Origin of the sequence: Planomonospora alba, assembly GCF_039534085.1 — a bacterium.
GTDB classification, from domain to species: Bacteria; Actinomycetota; Actinomycetes; order Streptosporangiales; family Streptosporangiaceae; genus Planomonospora_B; species Planomonospora_B alba.
Genome location: NZ_BAAAUT010000023.1, coordinates 70326 through 92770 on the forward strand (window position 1 = coordinate 70326; position 22445 = coordinate 92770).

Annotated in this window: 19 protein-coding genes and 1 pseudogene; 14 read left to right on the top strand and 6 right to left on the bottom strand. The window is 73.6% G+C overall.

Annotation, left to right across the window (positions count from 1 at the left end; translation table 11 throughout):
• Positions 1-8: 8 nt before the first annotated feature.
• The 3 genes and pseudogenes from ABD823_RS15775 to ABD823_RS15785 form a co-directional block, all read left to right on the top strand.
• The gene (locus ABD823_RS15775; RefSeq protein WP_344860178.1) at positions 9-911 is read left to right on the top strand and encodes an MBL fold metallo-hydrolase; all 903 of its coding nucleotides are present in this window, start codon (positions 9-11) and stop codon (positions 909-911) included.
• Complete coding sequence (locus tag ABD823_RS15780) at positions 908-1159, top strand: hypothetical protein (RefSeq protein WP_344860180.1); 252 nt, start codon at positions 908-910, stop codon at positions 1157-1159. Before ABD823_RS15775 ends, ABD823_RS15780 begins: the two co-directional genes overlap by 4 nt.
• Before the next feature lie 108 nt (positions 1160-1267).
• Positions 1268-1390: pseudogene (locus ABD823_RS15785) on the top strand (hypothetical protein); the annotation flags it as partial.
• Here ABD823_RS15785 and ABD823_RS15790 read toward each other — a convergent pair.
• The 4 genes from ABD823_RS15790 to ABD823_RS15805 are packed head-to-tail and all read right to left on the bottom strand — an operon-like array spanning position 1354 to position 4723.
• Complete coding sequence (locus tag ABD823_RS15790; RefSeq protein ID WP_344860182.1) at positions 1354-2649, bottom strand: glycosyltransferase family 2 protein; 1296 nt, start codon at positions 2647-2649, stop codon at positions 1354-1356. The pseudogene ABD823_RS15785 and the gene ABD823_RS15790 sit on opposite strands and share 37 nt — an antisense overlap.
• Complete coding sequence (locus tag ABD823_RS15795) at positions 2646-3656, bottom strand: iron-containing redox enzyme family protein (RefSeq protein WP_344860244.1); 1011 nt, start codon at positions 3654-3656, stop codon at positions 2646-2648. Before ABD823_RS15795 ends, ABD823_RS15790 begins: the two co-directional genes overlap by 4 nt.
• Before the next feature lie 39 nt (positions 3657-3695).
• On the bottom strand, positions 3696-4436 hold the full coding sequence (locus tag ABD823_RS15800; RefSeq protein WP_344860183.1) for a class I SAM-dependent DNA methyltransferase: 741 nt from the start codon (positions 4434-4436) through the stop codon (positions 3696-3698).
• A 50-nt stretch (positions 4437-4486) separates the two neighbouring features.
• Positions 4487-4723 carry a hypothetical protein gene (locus tag ABD823_RS15805; RefSeq protein WP_344860185.1) on the bottom strand — a complete coding sequence of 79 codons (237 nt, stop codon included), beginning with the start codon at positions 4721-4723 and terminating at the stop codon, positions 4487-4489.
• A gap of 171 nt (positions 4724-4894) precedes the next feature.
• Here ABD823_RS15805 and mihF point away from each other — a divergent pair, with 171 nt between their 5' ends.
• From mihF to ABD823_RS15820, 3 genes are all read left to right on the top strand, one after another.
• Positions 4895-5203: an integration host factor, actinobacterial type gene (mihF, locus tag ABD823_RS15810; protein ID WP_344860186.1), complete on the top strand. Its 309-nt coding sequence runs from the start codon at positions 4895-4897 to the stop codon at positions 5201-5203.
• Between the two features lie 224 nt (positions 5204-5427).
• On the top strand, positions 5428-5868 hold the full coding sequence (locus ABD823_RS15815) for a hypothetical protein (RefSeq protein ID WP_344860188.1): 441 nt from the start codon (positions 5428-5430) through the stop codon (positions 5866-5868).
• Between the two features lie 91 nt (positions 5869-5959).
• The gene (locus ABD823_RS15820) at positions 5960-6235 is read left to right on the top strand and encodes a hypothetical protein (protein WP_344860189.1); all 276 of its coding nucleotides are present in this window, start codon (positions 5960-5962) and stop codon (positions 6233-6235) included.
• A gap of 398 nt (positions 6236-6633) precedes the next feature.
• On the opposite strand, the gene ABD823_RS15825 is transcribed toward ABD823_RS15820, so the two are convergent.
• Positions 6634-7392, bottom strand: a complete 759-nt coding sequence (locus ABD823_RS15825; protein WP_344860191.1) for a hypothetical protein — start codon at positions 7390-7392, stop codon at positions 6634-6636.
• Between the two features lie 285 nt (positions 7393-7677).
• On the opposite strand from ABD823_RS15825, the gene ABD823_RS15830 reads away from it, so the two are divergent.
• The 6 genes from ABD823_RS15830 (at position 7678) to ABD823_RS15855 (ending at position 16380) form a co-directional block, all read left to right on the top strand.
• The gene (locus ABD823_RS15830) at positions 7678-9318 is read left to right on the top strand and encodes an ABC-F family ATP-binding cassette domain-containing protein (protein ID WP_344860192.1); all 1641 of its coding nucleotides are present in this window, start codon (positions 7678-7680) and stop codon (positions 9316-9318) included.
• Between the two features lie 122 nt (positions 9319-9440).
• Positions 9441-10013 (top strand): NADPH-dependent FMN reductase, encoded by a 573-nt coding sequence (locus tag ABD823_RS15835; RefSeq protein ID WP_344860194.1) that lies wholly within the window; start codon positions 9441-9443, stop codon positions 10011-10013.
• A gap of 136 nt (positions 10014-10149) precedes the next feature.
• On the top strand, positions 10150-11925 hold the full coding sequence (locus ABD823_RS15840; RefSeq protein ID WP_344860196.1) for an ABC transporter ATP-binding protein: 1776 nt from the start codon (positions 10150-10152) through the stop codon (positions 11923-11925).
• 187 nt (positions 11926-12112) lie between these two features.
• Positions 12113-12847, top strand: coding sequence for a polyphosphate--glucose phosphotransferase (gene ppgK / locus ABD823_RS15845; protein WP_344860198.1), 735 nt, complete (start codon positions 12113-12115; stop codon positions 12845-12847).
• Between the two features lie 157 nt (positions 12848-13004).
• A complete protein-coding gene (locus ABD823_RS15850; RefSeq protein ID WP_344860200.1) occupies positions 13005-13919 on the top strand; it encodes a class F sortase in 915 nt (304 codons plus the stop codon).
• A 154-nt stretch (positions 13920-14073) separates the two neighbouring features.
• A complete protein-coding gene (locus ABD823_RS15855; protein ID WP_344860202.1) occupies positions 14074-16380 on the top strand; it encodes a glycoside hydrolase family 6 protein in 2307 nt (768 codons plus the stop codon).
• Between the two features lie 193 nt (positions 16381-16573).
• Here the strand turns inward: ABD823_RS15855 and ABD823_RS15860 are convergent, their stop codons facing one another.
• Positions 16574-17551 carry a VOC family protein gene (locus ABD823_RS15860; protein ID WP_344860204.1) on the bottom strand — a complete coding sequence of 326 codons (978 nt, stop codon included), beginning with the start codon at positions 17549-17551 and terminating at the stop codon, positions 16574-16576.
• A 119-nt stretch (positions 17552-17670) separates the two neighbouring features.
• On the opposite strand from ABD823_RS15860, the gene ABD823_RS15865 reads away from it, so the two are divergent.
• Positions 17671-18249 (top strand): TetR family transcriptional regulator, encoded by a 579-nt coding sequence (locus ABD823_RS15865; protein WP_344860206.1) that lies wholly within the window; start codon positions 17671-17673, stop codon positions 18247-18249.
• A 123-nt stretch (positions 18250-18372) separates the two neighbouring features.
• Positions 18373-22266, top strand: coding sequence for an ATP-dependent RNA helicase HrpA (hrpA, locus tag ABD823_RS15870; RefSeq protein WP_344860208.1), 3894 nt, complete (start codon positions 18373-18375; stop codon positions 22264-22266).
• Positions 22267-22445: the final 179 nt, after the last annotated feature.

Sequence of the window (22445 nt, forward strand, 5' to 3'; positions counted from 1 at the left end):
GGGCCGAGATGAGCGAGCCGACGGACGCGGGCGTGTTCTTCGTGGGCAACGCCACCACCCTGATCCGCTACGGCGGGTTCACCCTGCTGACCGATCCGAACTTCCTCCACCGGGGGCAGCGGGCCTACCTGGGCTACGGGCTGTCCTCCCGGCGGCGCACCGACCCGGCGATCGACGTCGGCGAGCTCCCGGCGCTGGACGCCGTGGTGCTCTCCCACATGCACGGCGACCACTGGGACCGGGTGGCCCGGCGCGGCCTGGACCGGGACGTGCCGATCGTCACCACCCGCCAGGCCGCCCGCCGCCTCGGCCCGCAGGGGTTCGGCCGGGCCGTGGGCCTGGACACCTGGGACCACCACGAGCTGCGCAACGGGGAGCACACGCTGCGGATCACCGCGCTGCCGGGCCGGCACGCGCCGGGCCCGGCGCGTGCGCTGCTCCCTCCCGTCATGGGCAGCATGCTGGAGTTCGGGCACCGCGACCGGCCGGGCGAGGTGGACCTGCGCGTGCACATCAGCGGCGACACCCTGATGGTCCCGGAGCTGGCGGAGATCCCGCGCCGCTACCCCGACATCGACCTGGCCGTCGTGCACCTGGGCGGGACGAGGATCCTCGGCCTGCTGATGGTGACCATGGACGGCAGGCAGGGGGCCGACTGGGTCGACCTGATCGACCCGCGTGCCGCCATGCCCGTGCACTACGACGACTACGAGGCCTTCACCTCCCCGCTCGACGACTTCAAGCGCCACATCGAGCGCGCGGGCCTGGCCGACCGCGTGCGCTACGTCGCCCGCGGCGAGACCCTCCCCCTCCCGGTACGGCGGGAGCCGGAGGGCGCCGGCGGGCGGGACGCGGCGGGGATCCGGGGGGAGAGGCGCGAGGCGACCCGAGAGAGAGGACGACCGACATGACCGAGACGGATCCGGAGAACAACACGCCGGACTTCACGAACGTGCCGGAGCGGAGGGACACCTCCGACCCGACCGAGCGGTACGAGCGGACCGGCCGGGTGCCGGAGGACCGCGAGGACGCCGCGGGCCCGGGCGCCCCGACGGCCACCGATCCCGGTGGCCCGCCCGCGCAGATCCCGGACGACCGCAAGGCGTCCGCCCGGTCGGGGATGCCGGGCGACGCCCGGTCGCCGGACCCGGAGGGGTGACGGGCCGGACGGGGAGCGGCGCCGGACCGGGACGGCACCGGACGGAGGTGACGGGCCGGACGGGAGCGGCGAGGAGTAAGTCCGCGCATGCCGGGCACTGTGCCCGGCATGCGTGATGAAACGGACTATACGGTCACGGTGACCACGTGCGAGGACGGGCCGCTGCTGCTGCGGGGCCCGTTCACGCTGCTGACTCAGGACGGCCGGCCGGTGGACCCCGGCAGGGCGACGGTGGCGCTGTGCCGCTGCGGGCTCTCGGCGGTCAAGCCGTTCTGCGACGGCTCCCACAAGGCGGCCGGGTTCCGGGCCGGGGGCGAGCCCGACCGGCCGGACTGACGGCCCCGGGCGCCGCCGCCGAGGCGGTGCTCGGCGATCCACCGGACCGGGTGCGCAGCCGTCCGCAGCCGGCGCCCGGCGTAGGGGACGCCGCCGCGGGTGAGCCGGGCGGCCAGCGCCAGCCAGCTGCAGACCGCCCGCTCCAGGATCCACACCGGCGCGAACAGCGAGGCGCCGAAGGGGAAGACCCGCCGCCCGCCGGCCCGCCGCCTGCCGATCTCGGCCAGGCCCACCGCCAGCCCCGCCCCCGCCAGGACCGCGCGGTGGCGGCGGCGCAGCAGCGCGGCGGCCAGGGCGGGCAGGACGGACAGGAAGAAGGCCATCCGGGCGGGCTGCGCCAGGTCGTCGTAGGCCTGCCGCACGCGCTGCGACCAGAAGCGCGCCGCGTCCGGCGGCAGGCGGCGGACGTACAGGTCGAGCGGGCGCAGCTCGCGCCCGCCCCAGGCGCGGACCGTGCGGACGAGCTCCAGGTTCTCGAAGAGCACGTTCCCGTCGTAGCCGCCCATCCGCTCGAAGGTGGAGCGGCGCACCCCGAACGTCCCGGGGTAGTCCGCCGACAGGCCCCGGTTGAGCAGCGTGCGGGCGGTGTCCCAGCGGGCGTGCCAGGGCAGCGGGTCGAAGTGGTTCTGCGGGCGGACCAGGTCGGCCTCGTCCAGCAGGGCGCGCAGGCGGGCCAGGGCCGCCGCGTCGTAGCGCACGTCGTCGTCGGCGATGACCACGTGCTCGGCGGTGGCCCGGCGCATCCCGGTGACGACCCCGGAGACCTTGCCGTTGGCGAAGTCCAGGTCGGGGTCGGGCCGCAGGTGCGTGACGAGCCCGCGCCAGCGGCGGGCGTGCCGCTCGAACAGCTCCTCCGGTGAGCCGTCGACGACGATGACGCGCGTGTGCCGGCGCAGTCGGCGCAGGTAGCCGGTCAGTTCGTCCAGGCCGGAGTCCTCCGCCCAGCGCAGCGGGAGCACGTAGTCGAGACCGGGGGCGGGAGTGGGGGCGGGAGTGGGGGCGGGACCGGGACCGGTGGCGGGCGCGGGCCGGCCGGCCGGTCCGGTGCCGCGAACGGGTCCGGTGCCGGGGACGGGTCCGGTGCCGGGGACGGGACCAGGGCCGGAGGCGGGGTGGTGCCCGGGTCCGGAGGCGGGGGAGAGGGGGGCGGTCACGGCAGGCCCACCGCCAGCCCGGCCTCGCGCAGCGACGTGTCCCCCTCCTGCCAGCGCGCCAGGACGTGCTCGGCGAAGCGGCGGTCGAGGGCCAGCGCGCAGGCGGCGCCGTACAGGACGTCGCCGGTCAGCGCGGGATGGTCGGCGGCGAAGGAGCCGCACATGTCGTTCAGGGCGATCTGCTCGTGCACGGCGTCGGCCTGCACGTGCTCGTCGTAGAAGCGGCGGGCCGTGCCGTCGCCGCCCAGCCGGCGCAGGCCGCGGCTGTAGCGGAGGTTGGGCAGCGAGGAGGTCATCTCGAAGGCCGCCAGGTGTCCCAGCAGCGCCCCCCGGTGCCGCCGGTGCAGGCCGAACAGCGACATGGCGTTGCCGATCGCCAGCGTGACGGCCGGGATCCGGTCGAGGTAGGCGCCGTAGGAGTCGTCCAGGTCCAGCCCGCGCATGGTGGCCCGGAACAGCTCGGCGTGCATGCGCTCCAGCCGGCCGCAGCCGTACTCGTCCGACTGGATCTCCACCAGGGCGGCCTTGGCGCGGCCGTGCAGCCGGGGGATCGCCCACGTGTGCGGGTCGGCCTCCTTGAGGTGGTAGACCGAGCGGTGCACGACGAACTCCCTGAACTGCTCCAGGCCGGCCCGGTGCTGCAGGAACGCCGACAGCTGCGGCCCGTCGCGGTCCGCGGCGGCCACCAGCTCGGTCAGGGCCCGGCGCAGCTGCGCGGGCGGTACGGCGGGCGGGCGCGGCACCGCCTCCGCGAGACCCCGCTCGAAACGCAGCTCCAGCGCCTGGCGGAGCCGCAGCAGCGAGGGGTCCCACTCCCAGCGGTCGTCCACCTCGTCGAAGCCCCGGTAGTGCAGCTCGTAGCAGGCGAAGAGCGCGAGCTGGAGGTCGTCGTCGTCCAGCGCCGGGCGCGGGGAGTCCGGGACCGCGGGTTCGAACGCGTGCGGCGGGCGTGTCAGCGCGTCGAAGAGCCGGGCGGTGATCGGACCTCGGGGCAGGGGCAGCTGCATCACGGACTCCAGTGAAGAACGGTGAGGGGAACGAACGGATCACAGGTGGTAGACCGACACGTGGGCCGGGCTGTCGTCGGTGAAGGCGGCGCCGGTCCAGTCGGACCAGCGGTGCTCGCGCTCCATCCCGGCCATGCGGGCCATCAGGTCCAGCTCGGCGGGCCAGGCGTAGCGGTGGTTGGCGGGCAGCAGCCGCACCTCTCCGGAGGTCAGGACGAGCTTGGTGGTGTGCATCAGCTGCTCGGCGGGCAGCAGCCGCGCCGCCTCGATGACGACCCGGTCCTCCGAGAGCGAGAGCAGCCGGAGCGACGAGCGGCCGCGGAACGCCCCGGGGTCGGGCACCCACGCCTCGACCACGAACCGGCCGCCGGGCCGCAGGTGGGCGGCGGCGTTGCGGAAGCAGGCGACCTGCGCCTCCTGCGAGGGCAGCGCGAAGACCGTGTTGTAGGCGAGCACGACCAGGCTGAACTCCCCGTCCACCCGCGTGGTGGAGAAGTCGCCCACGGCCACCGGGATGCGGTCGCCGCCGGGTTTGCCGCGCAGGACGCCGAGCATCTCCGCGGAGGCGTCGATGCCCGCGACGGCCAGCCCCCGGGCGGCCAGGGGCAGGGCCAGGCGGCCGGTGCCGATGCCGAACTCCAGGACGCGGCCGCCCTCGGCGAGCTCGTGCAGGCGGTCCACCGCGAGCGCCGTGGACGACTCGCCGATGATGTCGTCGACGACGGAGTCGTAGACGTCGGCGCTCCTGCGCCCGTAGGCGGAGGCGTCGAACTCCTGCACAGCGGCTCCCCCCGATCCCTGCTTGCGAACTCCGCCCGGCCGCCGGACGCTCAGGCGCCGAGGTCGCGGGCCATGCCGTCGAGCCGGTCGGCCAGCTGGTCGAGCCGCCGGTCGTCCTGGCCGCCGTCGGCGAGTCCGGGGTCGAGGTCGCGGCGGCTGACGAGCACGAGCCCCTCGGCCCGCCCCTCGGGCAGCACGGCGCACCTGCCCTCCACCAGGACCAGCGTCGCGCCGGGGTCGGGGGACTCCAGCAGCCTGCGGACGTCGTCACGGGTGACCAGTGCCATGCGTTACCACCTCGATGCGTTCTGTAGTGGAATATCCACTACCCGAGGCGTCCCGCCGTACACCCGGCGGGCGGACGGGCCGGACGCCGGGCTTCTTGTCGCAAAAAGAATGAATACCCTGATCGTCGTGGGTAGCAGGATTCTCAAACCCCATCGATGAAGGAGAAAAACGTGGCTCTCCCCACCCTCACCCCCGAGCAGCGCAAGGCCGCCCTCGCCAAGGCCGCCGAGACGCGGGCCGCCCGCGCCAAGCTGCTGGCCGACGTCAGGTCCGGGGCGGTCACCTTCAAGGAACTGCTCGAGCGGGACGATGAGATCGCCAAGCGCATCAAGGTCTCCCAGGCGCTGCGCGCCCTGCCCGGTGTGGGCAGCGTGAAGGCGGCCCAGCTGATGGCGCAGGCCGACGTGGACGAGGCCCGCCGCCTGGGCGGGCTCGGCGCCCAGCAGCGCCGCAAGCTCATCGAGGCCACCACGCGCTGACCTGCCCGTACGGCGCGCCGTCCCCGTCCGCCCCTGCCCGGACCCACCCGGCCTCCGGGCGGGGGCGGAACCGTCCCGCGCCGCTCCGGCCCTTCCGGATCCGGGCCGCCGCGGATCCCCGGATCCCGCCCGTCCGATCCGGCGGGGCGCACCCTGGTCCCCGCCCGTCCGATCCGGCGGGGCGGGCCGGAATACCGGCGGCCGCCCCGGGTAACGGCGCCTGCATGAGCGAGAGCGACGACCGCCCCGACGAGGCGCACCGCAGACCCGCAGGCGTCGACGACGCCACCGTCGAGGCCCTGGGAAAGCTGTCCGAGGCGCTGGAGACGGCCGAGCGGGCGCGCGGGCACCTGTACGCCTTCCACCAGTTGACCGGCCGCTCCGACCTGATGCTCGACGAGGCGGTGGAGCTGCTGCGCGCGGCCGGGCACCACGAGCAGGCCGACGCCGTCTCCACCGAGCTGATCGGGCGCAACGTGATCGAGGGCCGGTGGACCTTCCAGATCGTCGAGGACTACGACGACGGCTACCGCCGCTGCTTCCTCGACCTGGAGGAGCGGATCAGGAACGAGCTGGCGGGAGGCCGCCGCCACCTCTACGAGGCGGAGATGAAGGAGCGCCGCCGCAGCCGCGGCCGGCCCGGCCACGAGGCCCTGCCCGGCTGAGGCCCGCCGAGGCCCGTGCCCCGTGCCCGCCGGGATCCCCGTCCCGGCGGCCGGCGGGCATGATGCCCCTCCTCCGGGGGAGGGGGACGGTATGACCGAGCAACACGATCCTGTCGAGACACCTTCACCCGAGCCCCCGAAGCCGCAGGGGGAGGCGGGCGGCGGACGGTCACCGGAGAGCGACGCGCCGCCCACCGCGCCGGACGCGGCGGTGGGCGAGACCCGGACGGTGGCGGAGCGCTCCGGCGCCGACACCACCTTCCCCGACCGGCCGATCCCGGCGGACCCGGTCGTGCCCTCGCCTCCGGAGGAGGAGGGGGAGGAGGGGACCCGGGCGCCCGAGCCGGACATGGGCCCGTCGTCCTGACCCCGTGACCGTCCCGGCCCGGCGGCCGTCCTGATCGGGCGGCGCGGGCCGTACCCGGCGGCCCGGGCCGTCCCGTCCCCGTCCCCGTCCGCGACCAGCGGGCGCTGGTCCACGCCCCGTCGGCCACCGGAGCGACCCGGTCGGCCATGAACTCCCGCACCCGCAGCACGGTCTCCCGCTCCTCCTCGTCGAGCGCGGAGAAGTAGTCGTAGAAGTCGCCGGGCATCGTCGTCTCACCTCCCTCACGCGTGTCACGTGCCGCCGCACTGCCCGCGGGAGAGGAAAAGCAGGCGGCGCCGGCCCCGTGGAGGCGCGACCGGCGCCGGAGCGGACGTCCGCCGGGAACGGCGGTCACCCGGGGCGGCGGCCGGTCACCGGGGGGCCGGCCGCCGCTCCGGTCACCGGAAGCGGTACCAGCCGGTGACCTTGACGCGGTCGGGACGGCTGGAGCTGTCGTCGAGTCTGCGGTCGCCGTCGAAGACGGCGCGGAACTCGCCGGTGCGGGACGCACGGGTCCGGGCGCTGAAGCGACCGTCCCAGCGGGTGTCGGCGGAGGTCACGTACTTCCAGCCGTGGGAGCCGCTGGGCCGGAAGTAGATCTCGACCTCCTCGTTGCGCACGCCGCGCCAGTCCCAGCCGTCACGGGCCTGCAGGCGGCCGGAGAAGTAGATCGTGCGACCCTTGCGGACCGGCTCCGGGGAGGCGTTGAAGCCGGTCAGGCGGGTGTCGGCCCGCCTGACGTGCGGCCGCACGTGCTTGACGGTGAAACCGGCGGTGTCGGTCAGCTTCTTGCCGTCCTTGCCGTAGGCGTCGGCGATGGCGATCCACCGGCCCCGGTAGTCGGACTTGTCGAAGCTGGTGACGAAGCGCCACAGCTCACCCTCGCGGACGAGCTCGGGCTCCTTCGCCTTGAGGGTGTGGGGGGCGTCGGTGTCCGGCCGGAGCCGGAGCTCGACGCGCTCCGCCTCGGTGGTGCGGATCTCGATCGTCACCCGCGCGTCCCGGTCGCCCCGGACGACGACGGGGTTCGGGCTGACCTCGGAGATGTTCACGCTGAGGTCGGCCCGGGCAGCGGAGGCCGTACCGGCTCCCGCCGTCATGAGCAGGGACGCTCCCGCGGCCGTGGCCAGGGCGCCTGCGGCGATCTTCTTGAACAAGGCTGTTCCTTTCCCCGTTGCTTCGGAGGCGACGCTCGGGTGATCGCCTCCATCCGGTTAACACGCGGTCGCGCCGGAGAAGGTTCAGCAAAGGATGTATAAACCAGGGGTCAAGTATCCGTTTGATCACGTTTCGGTGACGCGGCCGCAGGTTGACCGGCTCTTTACCGGGCGGACCGCAGGACCGAAAAATTCTGGAGACTGTCTGATTTGTCGGGAATACGGATCGCGCGAGGCCCGGAAAACCGTTCGGTCTCCATGCCGGGGGCGGATAGCGTTCCTCCCATGAGCGCCACCGTCGTCGTCAAGGACCTCGCCGCCGGGCACGGCGACCGTTCCCTGTTCTCCGGACTGGACCTCGTCATCGCCCCCGGCGACGTCATCGGCCTGGTCGGGGCGAACGGGGCCGGCAAGTCCACCCTGCTGCGCATCCTGGCCGGCCTGCTCCCGCCGGAGAACGGCGCCGTACGGCTCAGCCCGCCCACCGCCGCGGTCGGCTACCTGCCGCAGGAGCGCGAGCGCCGCCCCGGCGAGACGGTCGCGGCGTTCCTGGCCCGGCGCACCGGGGTGGCCGAGGCGCAGCGAGCCCTGGACGCCGCCACCGAGGGGCTGGTCGAGAGCCGCCCCGGGGCCGACGACGCCTACGCGGCGGCCCTGGAGCGCTGGCTGGCCCTGGGCGGCGCCGACCTGGAGGAGCGGGCCGAGGCGGTCGTCGCCGAGCTCGGCCTGGCGGTGGAGCTCGACCGGCCGATGACGGCCCTGTCCGGTGGCCAGGCCGCCCGAGCGGGCATGGCCTCCCTGCTGCTCAGCCGCTACGACGTGTTCCTGCTCGACGAGCCCACCAACGACCTCGACCTCGACGGCCTGGAGCGGCTCGAGCGCTTCGTCACCGGCCTGCGGGCGGGGACGGTGCTGGTCAGCCACGACCGCGAGTTCCTGGCCCGGACCGCGAACCGCATCGTCGAACTCGACCTCGCCCAGCGGCGGGTGCGCGCCTACGGCGGCGGCTACGAGGCCTATCTCGCCGAGCGCGAGACCGCCCGCCGGCACGCCCGCGAGCAGTACGAGGAGTACGCCGAGACCGTCGCCGAGCTCAAGGCCCGCGCCCTGACCCAGCGCAACTGGATGGAGAAGGGGGTCAGGAACGCCCGGCGCAAGATGAGCGACAACGACAAGATCGGCCGCAACGCGCGCGTCGAGACGACCGAGAAGCAGGCCGCCAAGGCCCGCCAGACCGAGCGGCTGATCGAGCGGCTGGAAGTGGTCGAGGAGCCCCGCAAGGAGTGGGAGCTGCGCATGGAGATCGCCGCGGCGCCCCGGGCGGGGGCGGTCGTCGCGACGCTGCGCGAGGCCGTCGTCCGGCGCGGCGCGTTCACGCTCGGCCCGGTGGACCTCCAGATCGGCTGGGCCGAGCGGGTGGCGATCACCGGGGCCAACGGCTCGGGCAAGACGACGCTGCTGGGCGCGCTGCTCGGCCGGATCCCGCTCGCGGAGGGCCACTCCTCCCTCGGGCCCGGCGTGGTCGTCGGCGAGGTGGACCAGGCGCGCGGCCTGTTCGACTCGGGCGATCCCCTGCTGGACGCCTTCCGGACGGCCGCGGGGGACATGCCCCCGGCCGACGCGCGCACGCTGCTGGCCAAGTTCGGCCTGCGCGCGGCGCACGTGCTCCGCCCCGCCGCCACCCTCTCGCCGGGCGAGCGCACCCGGGCCGCGCTCGCCCTGCTCCAGGCGCGGGGGGTGAACCTGCTCGTCCTCGACGAGCCGACCAACCACCTGGACCTGCCCGCCATCGAGCAGCTGGAGTCGGCGCTCGCCGCCTACCCCGGCACGCTCCTGCTGGTCACCCACGACCGCCGCATGCTGCAGGCCGTGCGGACCACCCGGCACCTGCACGCCGAGGCCGGGAAGGTCACCGAGACCGGGTGAGCCCGTCCGGTCACCGGCGCAGGGCGGGGCCGTCCGGCGGCGGACGGTGCCCCCGAGTTGACCTCGAGCGCACTTGAGGTCGCATTCTGGCGGACGCAACGCCGTACAGCCGGGAGACCTCCATGCTCGACATCGCAGTGATCACCGCCACCAGTCCGGAGGGCCGCTCCGGCGCGAACGTGACCCGGTGGTTCCTCGGGCAGGCCGGGCGGCGCACGGACCTCCGGCTGGACGTCGTCGACCTCAACCGCATCCCGCTCCCGCCGCTCCACCCGGCCTCTCCGGAGACGGGGACCGACGCGGCCACCCGTGCCCTCGCCGGGCGGATCGGCGCCGCCGACGGCTTCGTGGTGATCACTCCGGAGTACAACCACGCCTACCCGGCCGCTCTCAAGCTGGCCGTCGACGCGGTCCGCCGGGAGTGGGCCGCCAAACCGGCAGGGTTCGTCTCGTACGGCGGGCAGTCCGGCGGCCTGCGGGCCGTCGAGCAGCTCCGGCTCGTCTTCGCCGAGCTGCACGTGGTGACCCTCCGGGACACGGTGAGCTTCCACCGGGTGGAGACCCGCTTCGACGAGCGGGGCGAGCCGCTCGACGCGGCGGGCGTCAACGGCGCGGCCAAGGTGCTGCTGGACCAGCTCATCTGGTGGGGGACCGCCCTGCGCGAGGCGCGGGCCGCCCGGCCGTACACCGTCTGAGCGCTCACCGGGGCGGCTCCCGTAAGGGACTCCGGGAGGGCCGGGGCACGGCCGGAGGCGAGGCCGGGGCGCGGCCGGAGCGGGGGCGGAATGTACGGTAAATCCCCATAAGGAAGGATAGCGTCAAGATCTATCCTTGTTTGGGGGATTCGTGGTCGGCGCTCTCGATCATCGCTACCGGGGCGAGCACCCCGTCCGCACACTCGTCTACCTCTTCAGGCAGGACCGCCTCCGGCTGCTCGTGGCGGTCCTCGCCTTCCTGGTCAAGCACAGTCCCGTCTGGATCCTGCCGCTGATCACCGCCAACATCGTGAACGTGGTGGTCGACCACCGGCCGATCGCGCAGCTGTGGGTCAACGCGGCGGTGCTGCTGGCCCTGCTGCTGCTCAACTATCCCCTCCACCTGCTGTACGTCCGCTGCCTGCACGGGGCGATCCGGCGGGTGGGCACGGACCTGCGCTCGGCGCTCTGCCGCCGCATGCAGCACCTGTCCATCGGCTACCACTCGCGGGTCAGCGCCGCCGTGCTGCAGACCAAGGTCATCCGCGACGTGGAGAACATCGAGCAGACCACCCAGCAGACCGGCGACATGGGGCTGTCGGCGCTGACCACGCTGGCCGGGGGCCTGGTGGTGATCGCCTTCCAGGTGCCCGCGGCCCTGCCCGTCTTCCTGCTGGTCGTGCCCGCCGCCGCGTTCCTGGTCATGAAGCTCCGCGCCCGGCTGCGGGAGGACAACGAGAGCTTCCGCCGCGAGGTCGAGCGGCTGTCCGCGCGGGTCAGCGAGATGACCACGCTGATCCCGATCACCCGCGCGCACGGCCTGGAGCAGGACGCGCTGCACCGGGTGGACGGCACGCTGACCCGGGTGCTGCGCAAGGGGCTCCGGCTCGACCTGCTCAACGGCAGCTTCGGCGCGCTGGCCTGGATCCTGCTCAACGCGCTCGGCGCGGCCGTGCTGGCCGGGGCCGCGCTCGTCGCCTACTACGAGGTCATCCCGATCACGGCGGGGGACGTGTTCATGCTGAGCACCTTCTTCGCCACGCTCACCTCGGCGGTCACGTCGCTGCTCAGCCTGACCCCGGTGATCAGCAAGGGCCTGGCGTCCGTGCGCTCGGTCGGCGAGGTGCTCCAGGCCCCCGACCTGGAGCAGAACGCGGGCAAGGCCACGGTGGACTCCGTCCGAGGCGAGGTGGAGTTCCGCGACGTCGCCTTCTCCTACGGGGAGGGCGAGCAGGCCCCCGCCGTCACCGGCTTCACGCTGAAGGTGGCGCCCGGCGAGACGATCGCCCTGGTCGGGCCGTCCGGGGCGGGCAAGTCCACCGTGCTCAGCCTCGTCATCGGCTTCCTGCGGCCCACCTCCGGGCGGATCCTGCTCGACGGCCGCGACATGGAGGAGATCGACCTGCGCAGCTACCGCAGGTTCCTGTCGGTCGTGCCGCAGGAGTGCATCCTGTTCGAGGGCAGCATCCGGGAGAACGTCACCTACGGCCTGTCCGGCGTCTCCGAGGAGCGGGTACGGCAGGCGCTGCGGGACGCCAACGCATTGGAGTTCATCGACCGGCTGCCCGACGGGCTCGACACCGTGGTGGGGGAGCGGGGCGCCCGGCTGTCGGGCGGGCAGAAGCAGCGCCTGGCCATCGCCCGCGCGCTCATCCGGGACCCGCGGGTGCTGATCCTGGACGAGGCGACCTCCGCCCTGGACACCCGCTCCGAGGCGCTGGTGCAGCAGGCGCTGGCCCGGCTGGTCGCCGGCCGCACGGTCTTCGTCGTCGCCCACCGGCTCTCGACCGTCCGCGGCGCCGACCGCATCGTGGTCATGCGCGACGGGCGCATCGAGGAGGTCGGCTCGCACGAGGAGCTGATGCGGCTGCGCGGCCTGTACGCCGGGCTGCAGGGCGCCCAGCTCGCCTGAGGGCCGGGCCGCCCGGCCGCGCGGACCCCGCCGCCCCGGATCCCGCCGTGGTCCCGGCCGCGCCGGACCCCCGCAGTCCGGCCGCGCCGGACCCGCCCGTGCGCCGGGCGTCGGGGCGGCGGCACGGGCCCGTGACACGATTTTGCCGCCCGCCCTCACGGGTAGGGGGCGCACCGAGGAGGATGCCATGCGAGCGTTGGGAATCGACATCGGGGGGTCGGGGATCAAGGGCGCCCCGGTGGACGTGGAGAAGGGCGAGCTGACCGAGGAGCGGCTGCGCATCCCCACCCCCGACCCGTCCGGGCCCGAGGCGGTCGCCGAGGTGGTCGGGCGGATCGCCCGGCACTTCGACTGGACCGGGCCGATCGGGATCACCTTCCCCGGGGTGGTGCTGGACGGGACCACCCTGACGGCCGCGAACGTGGACGCCCGGTGGGTCGGGGCGGACGCGCGCGGGCTGTTCTCCGCGGCGACCGGGCGGCCGGTGGTGGTGCTCAACGACGCCGACGCGGCGGGGCTCGCCGAGGTCGAGGTCGGGGCCGCCAGGGGCGAGCCGGGGGTCGTGCTGATGCTGACCTTCGGCACCGGGATCGGCAGCGCCCTGTTCGTCGACGGCCGCCTGGTGCCCAACACCGAGCTCGGTCACCTGGAGATCCGCGGCAAGGACGCCGAGCGGCGCGCCTCCGACGGCGCCCGCGAGCGCCACGACCTGAGCTGGGACGAGTGGGCCGAGCGGGTCGAGGAGTACCTCCGCCACGTCGAGATGCTGTTCTCCCCCTCCCTGATCGTCATCGGCGGCGGGGTCAGCAAGAAGGCCGACAAGTTCCTGCCGAAGATCAGCGTGCGTTCCCGGGTCGTCCCGGCCGCGCTGCGCAACGAGGCCGGGATCGTCGGCGCCGCCATGGCCGCCGCGCACCTCTGACCGCCCGCAGGCGGGGCCCCCGCCTGCGGTGGGCGCCCGCCGGGGACCGGTGGGGATTTTGACCCGCCCTTGACGGGCCCGCTCCGCGGCCCCGGGTATGTAGCGGGGGTCAGCAAGATCATGTCTCGCGGGGACGGGGAAGCGGGGACGGGACGACGTGGCGCGGCCGAGGAGTGCTCTGGGGCGCCGGGGGCCGGCCTGGGCGGTGGCGCTCGGGGCCGTACTGCTGGCCACGGGCTGCCACGAGCGGGGACACCGGGCGGAGGCGGGCCGGTACCTCGCCCGGGACTTCCCGGCGGTGGCGCCGGAGCGGGGGCCGCAGGGCGGCGGCCCGGGGGCCCGCCCCGCGGGGCGGCGCGGGAACGGCTGGCCCGAGCCGCTGCGCGGCAGGCCCCGCCGCGCGGAGCCGGTGGCGGTCGTGGTGCCGCGCGCCGGGGTGGACGTCCCGGTGATCCGCGGCGACCTGCTGCCGCCGGGTCCCGCCGGTGCGCCGGTGCCGGCGGGGGCGGCCGGTCCCGTCGGCTGGGACCCGCGCAGCCCGGCCCCGGGCGAGCCGGGGCAGGCGGTCATCTCCGGGTCGCTCGGACCGGGTCCGCGCGGGCCCGGGGTCTTCGCCCGGCTGCCCGCCCTCCGGCGCAACGACACGGTGGCCGTGGCACGCCAGGACGGGACCGTGGTGGTCTTCGGGGTGACCTCGGTCCGGTGGACGGGCGGGCGTGCCCTGCCGGCCCCGGGGTCCGCGGCGGGACCTGCCGCGGAGCTCACCGCGGGACCGGCCGGGGGGTTCCCCGCGGGACCCGGCGGAGCCGGTCGGCTCGCGGGCCGGGGCAGCGGCCTCCACCGGGGCGGCGCGTACGGGGACCCCGGGGACCCCGGGGACCCCGGGGGCTCCGGGGGCTCCGGGGGCGACGCCCGCCGGAGGGGCGCGCGGGGCGGCCGGCCGTACCCGGCGATCAAGCTCGTGGGACGGGAGGAACCCGCCGTCCCCGGGAGCCCGGCGGGGGCGCGGAGCCTGACCGTCCGGGCGCGCTTCGCCGGCTGGTACCGGCTGCCGGACTTCAGCCGCCGATGACCGGCGGCTGAAACTTTCATCGAACCGGAACGGCATTCGCTCAGGTCACGGAGGGAGCCGTCGTCACCGGGCCGTCCGGGCCGCGCAACATGCTGTACACATCCCGGAAACATCCGGACTATGGGAGCGCTCCCACCCCTTGTCTGGAGATGACATGACAGATCACCCGCGCCGCCGTGCCTGGCGGAACCGGGCCGCGACCACGGCGGCCCTCCTGGTGGCCGCCGCCGGTCTGGCCACCGGCCAGGCCGCGACGGCCCACGCGGCGGTCGCCTGCGACGTCGCCTACGCGACCAACGACTGGCAGGGCGGCTTCACCGCCAACGTCACCATCAAGAACCTCGGCGACGCGCTGGACGGCTGGACCCTCGGCTTCACCTTCACCGGCGGCCAGAAGCTCCAGCAGGGCTGGTCGGCCACCTGGGCGCAGGACGGCACCAAGGTCACCGCGAAGAACCTCGACTGGAACGGCAAGCTCGCCACGGGCGCCTCCACCAGCGTCGGGTTCAACGGCTCGTGGAGCGGCTCCAACCCCAAGCCGACCGACTTCACGGTCAACGGCGTCGCGTGCAACGGCGGCACGCCCGGGAACCAGGCTCCGACCGTCAGCCTGACCAGCCCGGCGAGCGGCTCCACGCACGCCGCGGGCGCGGCGGTGCCGCTGGCCGCCACGGCCTCCGACGACGGCGCGGTCAGCAAGGTCGAGTTCTACGTCGACGGCAACCTGGTGGGCACCGACACCAGCGCCCCCTACACCCACTCCGCCACCGGACTGGCCGCCGGCTCCCACACCGCCACCGCCAAGGCCTACGACAACGGCAGCCCGGTGCTGAGCAAGGAGAGCGCCGCGGTCCCGTTCACCGTGGGCGGCGACAGCGGCACCGCGTCGATCGTGGCCTCCGCCGCCTCGGTCGGCGTGCCCGAGGGCGGCAGCAAGACCGTCGGCTTCAGGCTCAGCAAGGCCCCGTCGGGCAACGTCACGGTCAACCTGAGCAAGACCGGCGACTCCGACATCACCATCCGGCCCGCCACGCTGACCTTCACCGCCTCCAACTGGAACACCGCGCAGAACGTGACGGTCTCCGCGGCCGAGGACTCCGACGAGGCGAACGGCACCGCGACCATCACGGCCGCCGCCTCCGGCCACACCGGCGCCACGGTCACCGCGACCGAGGAGGACAACGACGGCGACACGCCGCCGGTCGGCGAGCACGTGGACAACCCGTACGAGGGCGCCACCGGCTACGTCAACCCCGACTGGTCGGCCAAGGCCGCCGCCGAGCCGGGCGGTGACGCGGTGGCGGACATCTCGACCGGCGTGTGGCTGGACCGCATCGCCGCCATCGAGGGCGCCGGCTCGGCCATGGGCCTGCGCGAGCACCTCGACGAGGCCGTCCGGCAGGACCAGGCCAACGGGAGCAAGCCGCTGACGATCCAGATCGTCATCTACAACCTGCCCAACCGCGACTGCTCGGCCCTGGCCTCCAACGGTGAGCTCCGCATCGCGGAGAACGGCCTGAACCGCTACAAGAACGAGTACATCGACCCGATCGCCGACATCATGGACGATCCGAAGTACGCGGCGCTGCGCATCGTGACGGTCATCGAGATCGACTCGCTGCCCAACCTGGTCACCAACCTCAACGTGGACAAGTGCCAGGAGGCCAAGAACACCGGCGCCTACGTCGACGGCGTCCGCTACGCCCTGGACAAGCTGCACGCCATCCCGAACGTCTACAACTACGTCGACGCCGGGCACCACGGCTGGCTGGGCTGGGACACGAACTTCGGCCCCTCCGCCGAGCTGTTCGCGACCACCGTCGCAGGCACCGCCGACGGCTTCGACAGCGTCGACGGCTTCATCACCAACACCGCCAACTACTCGGCGCTGAAGGAGCCCTTCTTCAGCGCGAGCACCACCGTCAACGGCCAGACCGTCCGCCAGTCCAAGTGGCTCGACTGGAACTACTACGCCGACGAGCTCTCCTTCGCCCAGGCCTTCCGGCAGGAGCTGATCCGGCGCGGGTTCAACTCGAACATCGGCATGATCATCGACACCTCCCGCAACGGCTGGGGCGGCCCGAACCGGCCCACCAAGGCCAGCACCTCCCTGAACGTGGACGAGTTCGTCAACCAGTCCCGCGTCGACCGCCGGATCCACGCCGGCAACTGGTGCAACCAGTCCGGCGCGGGCCTCGGTGAGCGGCCGCGGGCCAACCCCGAGCCCGGCATCGACGCCTACGTCTGGATCAAGCCGCCGGGCGAGTCCGACGGCTCCAGCAAGTTCATCGAGAACGACGAGGGCAAGGGCTTCGACCGGATGTGCGACCCGACCTACGAGGGCAACGAGCGCAACAAGCACAACAAGACCGGTGCGCTGCCGGACGCCCCGATCTCCGGGCAGTGGTTCTCCGCCCAGTTCCAGGAGCTGCTGAGGAACGCCTACCCGCCCATCCAGTAGTGACCGCCTGAGGCCCGAGGCCTCCCGGTCCCCGACCGGCCCCGCCCTCCCCCACCGGGGAGCGGCGGGGCCGCCGTCGTTTCCGCGTGCCGTTCCCGGCGCCGCCGCCGGCGGGTCGGCCGCGCGCCGCCCGGAGTCGCTCCCTCCCCGGATGCCGGACCGGCGGCGCCGGTGCGCGAGGTGCGGAGGGGGCTCACCCGTCCTGGCGGAAGACGATCGCGACGCCCAGCGCGGAGCCGGCGGGCACGAAGACCTCTCCGGGACCGGTCCGGGTGACCGGGATGCCGTTGCCGCGCAGGAGCCGCTCGGTGGCGGTGAGGTCGAGAACGGACACCGCGTAGGCGACGAACGCCGGCAGGGCCGCCGGGCGTTCACCGGGCAGCAGGCCGGCGAGCGCCGACGCGGTCACGGCGGTGACACCCGCACGGTCGAAACGCACCACCTGGCCGTGGCGGGCCCGGCCGCCGCGCGCCCGGCCGAAGTAGGCGCCGTAGCGGCGTTCCAGCTCGGGCAGCGCCGTGTCGGCGACGCACAGCACGCATCCGGCCAGTCCGGTCGCGCCGTTGGGATGCCCGCTGCGCCGCCGGTCCCGGGGCGCCTCGACCGGCGCGTTCTCGGCGAAGCCGACCCTGCCTTCCGGCACGCGCCCCGGGGGCAGGCCGGGGTGGGAGACCTCCAGGTAGCGGGCGGGCTCCATCCTGGTCCCCGTGCCGGTCTCGACGGGCCGCTGGACGCCGTGCACGCCGCCGTGGCCGACGCCGCCGGCCGTCAGCCGCGCGGCCACGCGGTCGAGGTCGGGCGTGTCGGCGATCATGATGTGCACCCCCTGGAAGCGCCGCAGGAAGGACGCGATGTTGGTCGCGGTGGCGCGGACGGCGGCCCTCAGCCCCGGCAGCTTGTCGTCGGGGACCTGCAGCGGGATCGGGCGCGCCCGGCCGGGCATGCGGCCGCCGTCGCCGATGACGGCCACCAGCTCGATGAAGTTGCCGGGGAAGTGCACGTGGGTGTTGGCCACTCCGAACGGCTCGGCGGGGCCTCCGGCGACGGCCGGCAGGACGGGGTAGGCGGGCGCGGGCACGGTGAAGCCGAGCCGCCGGTACAGCTCCGTCGCCTGGTCCATGTCCTGCACGATGTGGCCGACGTGGTGCAGGCCGCTGACGTCGTCGCCCATGAGGGGCACCTCCGTTGTCCGGGTGAGGCGGTCGATCGGGCCGCCGGAGCGGAAAAATCTGATAGTATACTCTCAAATGAGAGTACACCATCATTACGGTGCGCAGTAGGATCCGGCGCATGGCTGACAGGGGACTGCGTGAACGCAAGAAGGCCAGGACCAGGGAGGCGATCCTGCGCGAGGCGTTCAGGCTCTTCCGCGTGCGCGGCTACCACGCCACCACCGTCGAGCAGATCGCCGCGGCGGCCGAGATCTCCCCCGCCACCTTCTTCCGCTACTTCCCGACGAAGGAGGACCTGGTCGCCCTCGACCGCTTCCCTCCCCTCACCGAGGCGCTGGCCGCGCAGCCGCCGGGCGCGCCGGTCACCGTGCTGCGCGGCGCGTTCCGCGCGGCGTTCGCCGCCCTGTCCGCCGAGGAGATCGCCGCAGGGCGCGCGCGGGAGGTGTTCGCGGCCACCGTGCCCGAGCTCCTGGCCGCCAACCTGCGCAGGAGCCCGGGCCTGATCGGCGAGGTCTGCGCCGCCGTGGCGGACAAGGCCGGGTGCGCCGGAGACGACCCGCGGATACGGAACGCCGTCGGCGCGGTCTTCGGCGTGGTGGCCATGGTCTGGGTGCAGTGGGCGGGAGACCCCGGCATGGACGGGCCCGCCGAGATCGACGGGGCGCTGGCACACCTGGAGTCCGGTCTGGGTCTCTAGGCCGGGCCCCGGATCCCCGCGAGGAGAGCGGACTCCGCCCTTATTGGGATGCGCCGGGGGAACACGTCAGGCACCATGGGCGGTTGGCTCCTGACGTAAGGGCCGAAAGTATCCTCTTCGCATATGGGAACGTCTCCTGTGACATCGCCGCTCGCCGACCTCCGCGCCCGCCTGCCCGAGCTGACGCTCCGCGACCAGCGGCGGCTGGGCCGGCGGCTCGACGGCGCCCGCAAGGTCAAGAACCGCGCCGCGCAGGAGAAGATCGCCGCCGAGATCGCCGCCGACATCGAGCGGGCCGAGCGGCGCATCGCCGTACGGCGGGCGGGCGTGCCGGAGGTGACCTATCCGGAGTCGCTCCCGGTCAGCCGGCGCAGGGACGACATCCTGGAGGCGATCCGCGACCACCAGGTCGTGATCGTCGCCGGTGAGACCGGCTCGGGCAAGACCACCCAGCTGCCGAAGATCTGCCTGGAGCTGGGCCGGGGCGTCAAGGGGCTGATCGGGCACACCCAGCCCCGCCGGATCGCCGCCCGGACCGTGGCCGAGCGCGTGGCCGAGGAGCTGGGCACCCAGCTCGGCGAGGCGGTCGGCTACAAGGTGCGCTTCACCGACCAGGTGAGCGACGGCACGCTCGTCAAGGTCATGACGGACGGCATCCTCCTGGCCGAGCTGCAGGGCGACCGCGACCTCGCCCAGTACGACACCTTGATCATTGACGAGGCGCACGAGCGCAGCCTCAACATCGACTTCATCCTCGGCTACCTCAAGCAGCTCCTGCCGAAGCGTCCCGACCTGAAGGTGATCATCACCTCGGCGACCATCGACCCGGAGCGTTTCTCCCGGCACTTCGGCGACGCGCCGATCGTGGAGGTCTCCGGCCGGACCTACCCGGTCGAGGTCCGCTACCGGCCGGTCGAGGAGGACGACGACCAGATCCAGGCCATCGGCGACGCGGTGGACGAGCTGTGCGCGGAGGGGCCCGGCGACATCCTGGTCTTCCTCAGCGGCGAGCGGGAGATCCGCGACACCGCCGACGCGCTGTCCAAACGCTCCGACATCGAGGTCCTCCCGCTGTACGCGCGGCTGTCGGCCGCCGAGCAGCACAGGGTCTTCCAGCGGCACTCCGGCCGCCGGGTCGTGCTGTCCACCAACGTGGCCGAGACCTCGCTGACCGTCCCCGGCATCAAGTACGTGGTGGACACCGGCTTCGCCCGCATCTCCCGCTACAGCCACCGGACCAAGGTCCAGCGCCTGCCCATCGAGCCGATCTCGCAGGCCTCGGCCAACCAGCGCAAGGGCCGCTGCGGCCGCGTCTCCGAGGGCGTGTGCATCCGCCTCTACAGCGAGGAGGACTTCCTCTCCCGGCCGGAGTTCACCGACCCGGAGATCCTGCGCACCAACCTCGCCTCGGTCATCCTGCAGATGACCTCCATCGGCCTGGGCGACATCGACGCCTTCCCGTTCGTCGAGCCGCCGGACCGGCGCCAGGTCAAGGACGGCTTCGACCTGCTGGTCGAGCTCGGCGCGTTCGACGCGGACAAGCGCATCACCCCGCTCGGCCGCAAGCTCGCCGGCCTGCCGGTCGACCCGCGCCTGGCCCGCATGGTGCTGGAGGCCGACCGCAACGGCTGTGTGCGCGAGGTGATGATCATCGCCGCCGCGCTGTCCATCCAGGACCCGCGCGAGCGCCCGGCCGACAAGCAGCAGGCCGCCGACGAGATGCACCGCCGCTTCGCGGAGCCCGAGTCGGACTTCCTGACCTACCTCAACCTCTGGAACCACCTGCAGGAGCGGCAGAAGGAGCTGTCGTCCAGCGCGTTCCGGCGGCTGTGCCGGGCGGAGTTCCTCAACTACCTGCGGGTGCGCGAGTGGCAGGACGTCTACAGCCAGCTCCGCCAGATGTCGAAGTCCCTCGGCGTCACGCTGAACAGCGTGCCCGGCGACCCGCAGAAGATCCACATCTCCCTGCTGTCCGGCCTGCTCTCCCACGTCGGCGTCAAGGACATCGACAAGAAGACCGCCTCCGACGGCCCGCGCCGCCCCGTCACCGAGTACGTCGGCGCCCGCGGCGCCCGCTTCGCGATCTTCCCCGGCTCGGCGCTGGCGAAGAAGCAGCCGCTGTGGGTGATGTCCGCCGAGCTGGTGGAGACCTCCCGGCTCTGGGCCCGGGTCAACGCCAGGATCGAGCCGGAGTGGATCGAGCCGCTCGCCGGCCACCTGGTCAAGCGCACCTACTCCGAGCCGCACTGGGAGAAGAAGCAGGCCGCTGTCATCGGCTACGAGAAGGTCACCCTGTACGGCGTGCCGATCGTGGCCCAGCGGAAGGTCAACTACGGCCGCATCGACCCCGAGCTGAGCCGCGAGCTGTTCATCCGGCACGCCCTGGTCGAGGGCGACTGGGAGACCCACCACGCCTTCTTCGCCGCCAACCGCAGGCTGCTGGAGGAGGTCGGGGAGCTGGAGGAGCGCGCCCGCCGGCGCGACATCCTCGTCGACGACGAGACCCTCTTCGACTTCTACGACCAGCGGGTCGGGCAGGAGGTCGTCTCCGGCCGGCACTTCGACTCCTGGTGGAAGAAGGCCAGGCAGGCCGACCCCGACCTGCTCAACTTCGAGAAGTCGATGCTGATCAGCGAGGCGGCCGGGGACGTCAGCCAGCGCGACTACCCCGACGTCTGGCGCCAGGGCGGCCTGCGCTTCCCGCTGACCTACCAGTTCGAGCCCGGCGCGGACGCCGACGGCGTCACCGCGCACATCCCGCTCTCCCTGCTCAACCAGGTCAACCCCGACGGCTTCGACTGGCAGATCCCCGGCCTGCGCGAGGAGCTGCTCACCGCGCTGATCCGCTCCCTGCCCAAGAACCTCCGGCGCAACTTCGTGCCCGCCCCCAACTACGCCAAGCAGGTCCTGGCGCGGGCCGAACCCACCCGGGAGCCGCTGCTGGCGGTGCTGGAGCGCGAGCTGCTGCACCTGACCGGGATCCAGGTGCCGCGCGAGGCCTGGCAGCTCGACCAGGTCCCCGACCACCTGAAGATCACCTTCCGGGTGGTCGACGGCCGGAAGAAGAAGCTCGCCGAGAGCAAGGACCTGGCGGAGCTCAAGCGGCGCCTGGCCCCCCGGCTCCGGCAGACCCTCACCAAGGCCGCCGGCATGGAGCGGGCGGGCCTGACCGACTGGAGCCTCGGCGAGCTGCCGAAGACCTTCGAGCAGCGCAAGATGAAGGCATACCCGGCGCTGGCCGACGAGGGCTCCAGCGTGGCCGTGCGGCTGTTCGAGACCGAGGCCGAGCAGCGCCGCGCCATGTGGGAGGGCACCCGCAGGCTGCTGCTGCTGAACATCCCCTCCCCGGCCAAGCAGATCCTCGGCAGGCTGGGCAACCAGGCCAAGCTGACGCTGAGCCGGAGCCCGCACGCCGGCGCCGTGGCGCTGTTCGACGACTGCGTCGCCTGCGCCGCAGACAAGCTGATCGCCGAGAACGGGGGGCCGGTCTGGGACGAGGCGGGCTTCGCCGCGCTGCGCGAGGCGGTCCGCGCCGAGCTGTTCGACACCACCGAGGAGGTCGTCGCCAGGGTCGAGAGCGTCCTGGCGGTCTGGCACGCCGTCTGCGTCCGGCTGGAGGGGACCCGCTCCACCCCCGCCGTGGAGGACGTCCGCGACCAGGTGGCGGCCCTCGTCTACCCGGGTTTCGTCACCGCCACCGGGTACGGCCGCCTGGCCGACCTGCTCCGCTACCTGAAGGCGGCCGAGCGGCGCCTGGAGAAGCTCCCCGAGGACCCCTACCGCGACGAGCAGCGCATGCACCAGGTGCACGACGTCGAGGACGAGTACCACGACCTGCTGGAGAAGCTGCCCCCGGCCCGGCGCCGGGACGAGGACGTGCAGAAGATCCGCTGGATGATCGAGGAACTGCGGGTGAGCTACTTCGCGCAGACGCTCGGCACGCCGTACTCGATCTCCGACAAGCGCATCCGCAAGGCGATCGAGGCCGTGGACCTGGGCGTCTCGCTGCGGCGCTAGCCGCGCCTGCGGTACGCGCGCTGGCGGCAGGCGGGGGAGCAGTAGACGCGGGGGCGGCCGGACGGCGACGGCTCCAGCGGACTGCCGCACTCCTCACAGGTCCGAGTTTCGTCACGGGTTTCATCACGCTGGGCGACGAGGACCGCGATGCCGTCCAGCAGGCGGCGCAGGCCGAACTC

Bases quoted from the DNA above. Each gene is read 5' to 3' on its own strand.
- ppgK (WP_344860198.1), top strand. From the start codon at position 12,113: ATGCGAGCGTTGGGAATCGACATCGGGGGGTCGGGGATCAAGGGCGCC.
- ABD823_RS15830 (WP_344860192.1), top strand. From the start codon at position 7,678: ATGAGCGCCACCGTCGTCGTCAAGGACCTCGCCGCCGGGCACGGCGAC.
- ABD823_RS15815 (WP_344860188.1), top strand. From the start codon at position 5,428: ATGAGCGAGAGCGACGACCGCCCCGACGAGGCGCACCGCAGACCCGCA.
- ABD823_RS15865 (WP_344860206.1), top strand. From the start codon at position 17,671: ATGGCTGACAGGGGACTGCGTGAACGCAAGAAGGCCAGGACCAGGGAG.
- ABD823_RS15805 (WP_344860185.1), bottom strand. From the start codon at position 4,723: ATGGCACTGGTCACCCGTGACGACGTCCGCAGGCTGCTGGAGTCCCCC.
- hrpA (WP_344860208.1), top strand. From the start codon at position 18,373: ATGGGAACGTCTCCTGTGACATCGCCGCTCGCCGACCTCCGCGCCCGC.
- ABD823_RS15795 (WP_344860244.1), bottom strand. From the start codon at position 3,656: ATGCAGCTGCCCCTGCCCCGAGGTCCGATCACCGCCCGGCTCTTCGAC.
- ABD823_RS15835 (WP_344860194.1), top strand. From the start codon at position 9,441: ATGCTCGACATCGCAGTGATCACCGCCACCAGTCCGGAGGGCCGCTCC.
- ABD823_RS15855 (WP_344860202.1), top strand. From the start codon at position 14,074: ATGACAGATCACCCGCGCCGCCGTGCCTGGCGGAACCGGGCCGCGACC.
- ABD823_RS15860 (WP_344860204.1), bottom strand. From the start codon at position 17,551: ATGGGCGACGACGTCAGCGGCCTGCACCACGTCGGCCACATCGTGCAG.
- ABD823_RS15820 (WP_344860189.1), top strand. From the start codon at position 5,960: ATGACCGAGCAACACGATCCTGTCGAGACACCTTCACCCGAGCCCCCG.
- ABD823_RS15780 (WP_344860180.1), top strand. From the start codon at position 908: ATGACCGAGACGGATCCGGAGAACAACACGCCGGACTTCACGAACGTG.
- ABD823_RS15775 (WP_344860178.1), top strand. From the start codon at position 9: ATGAGCGAGCCGACGGACGCGGGCGTGTTCTTCGTGGGCAACGCCACC.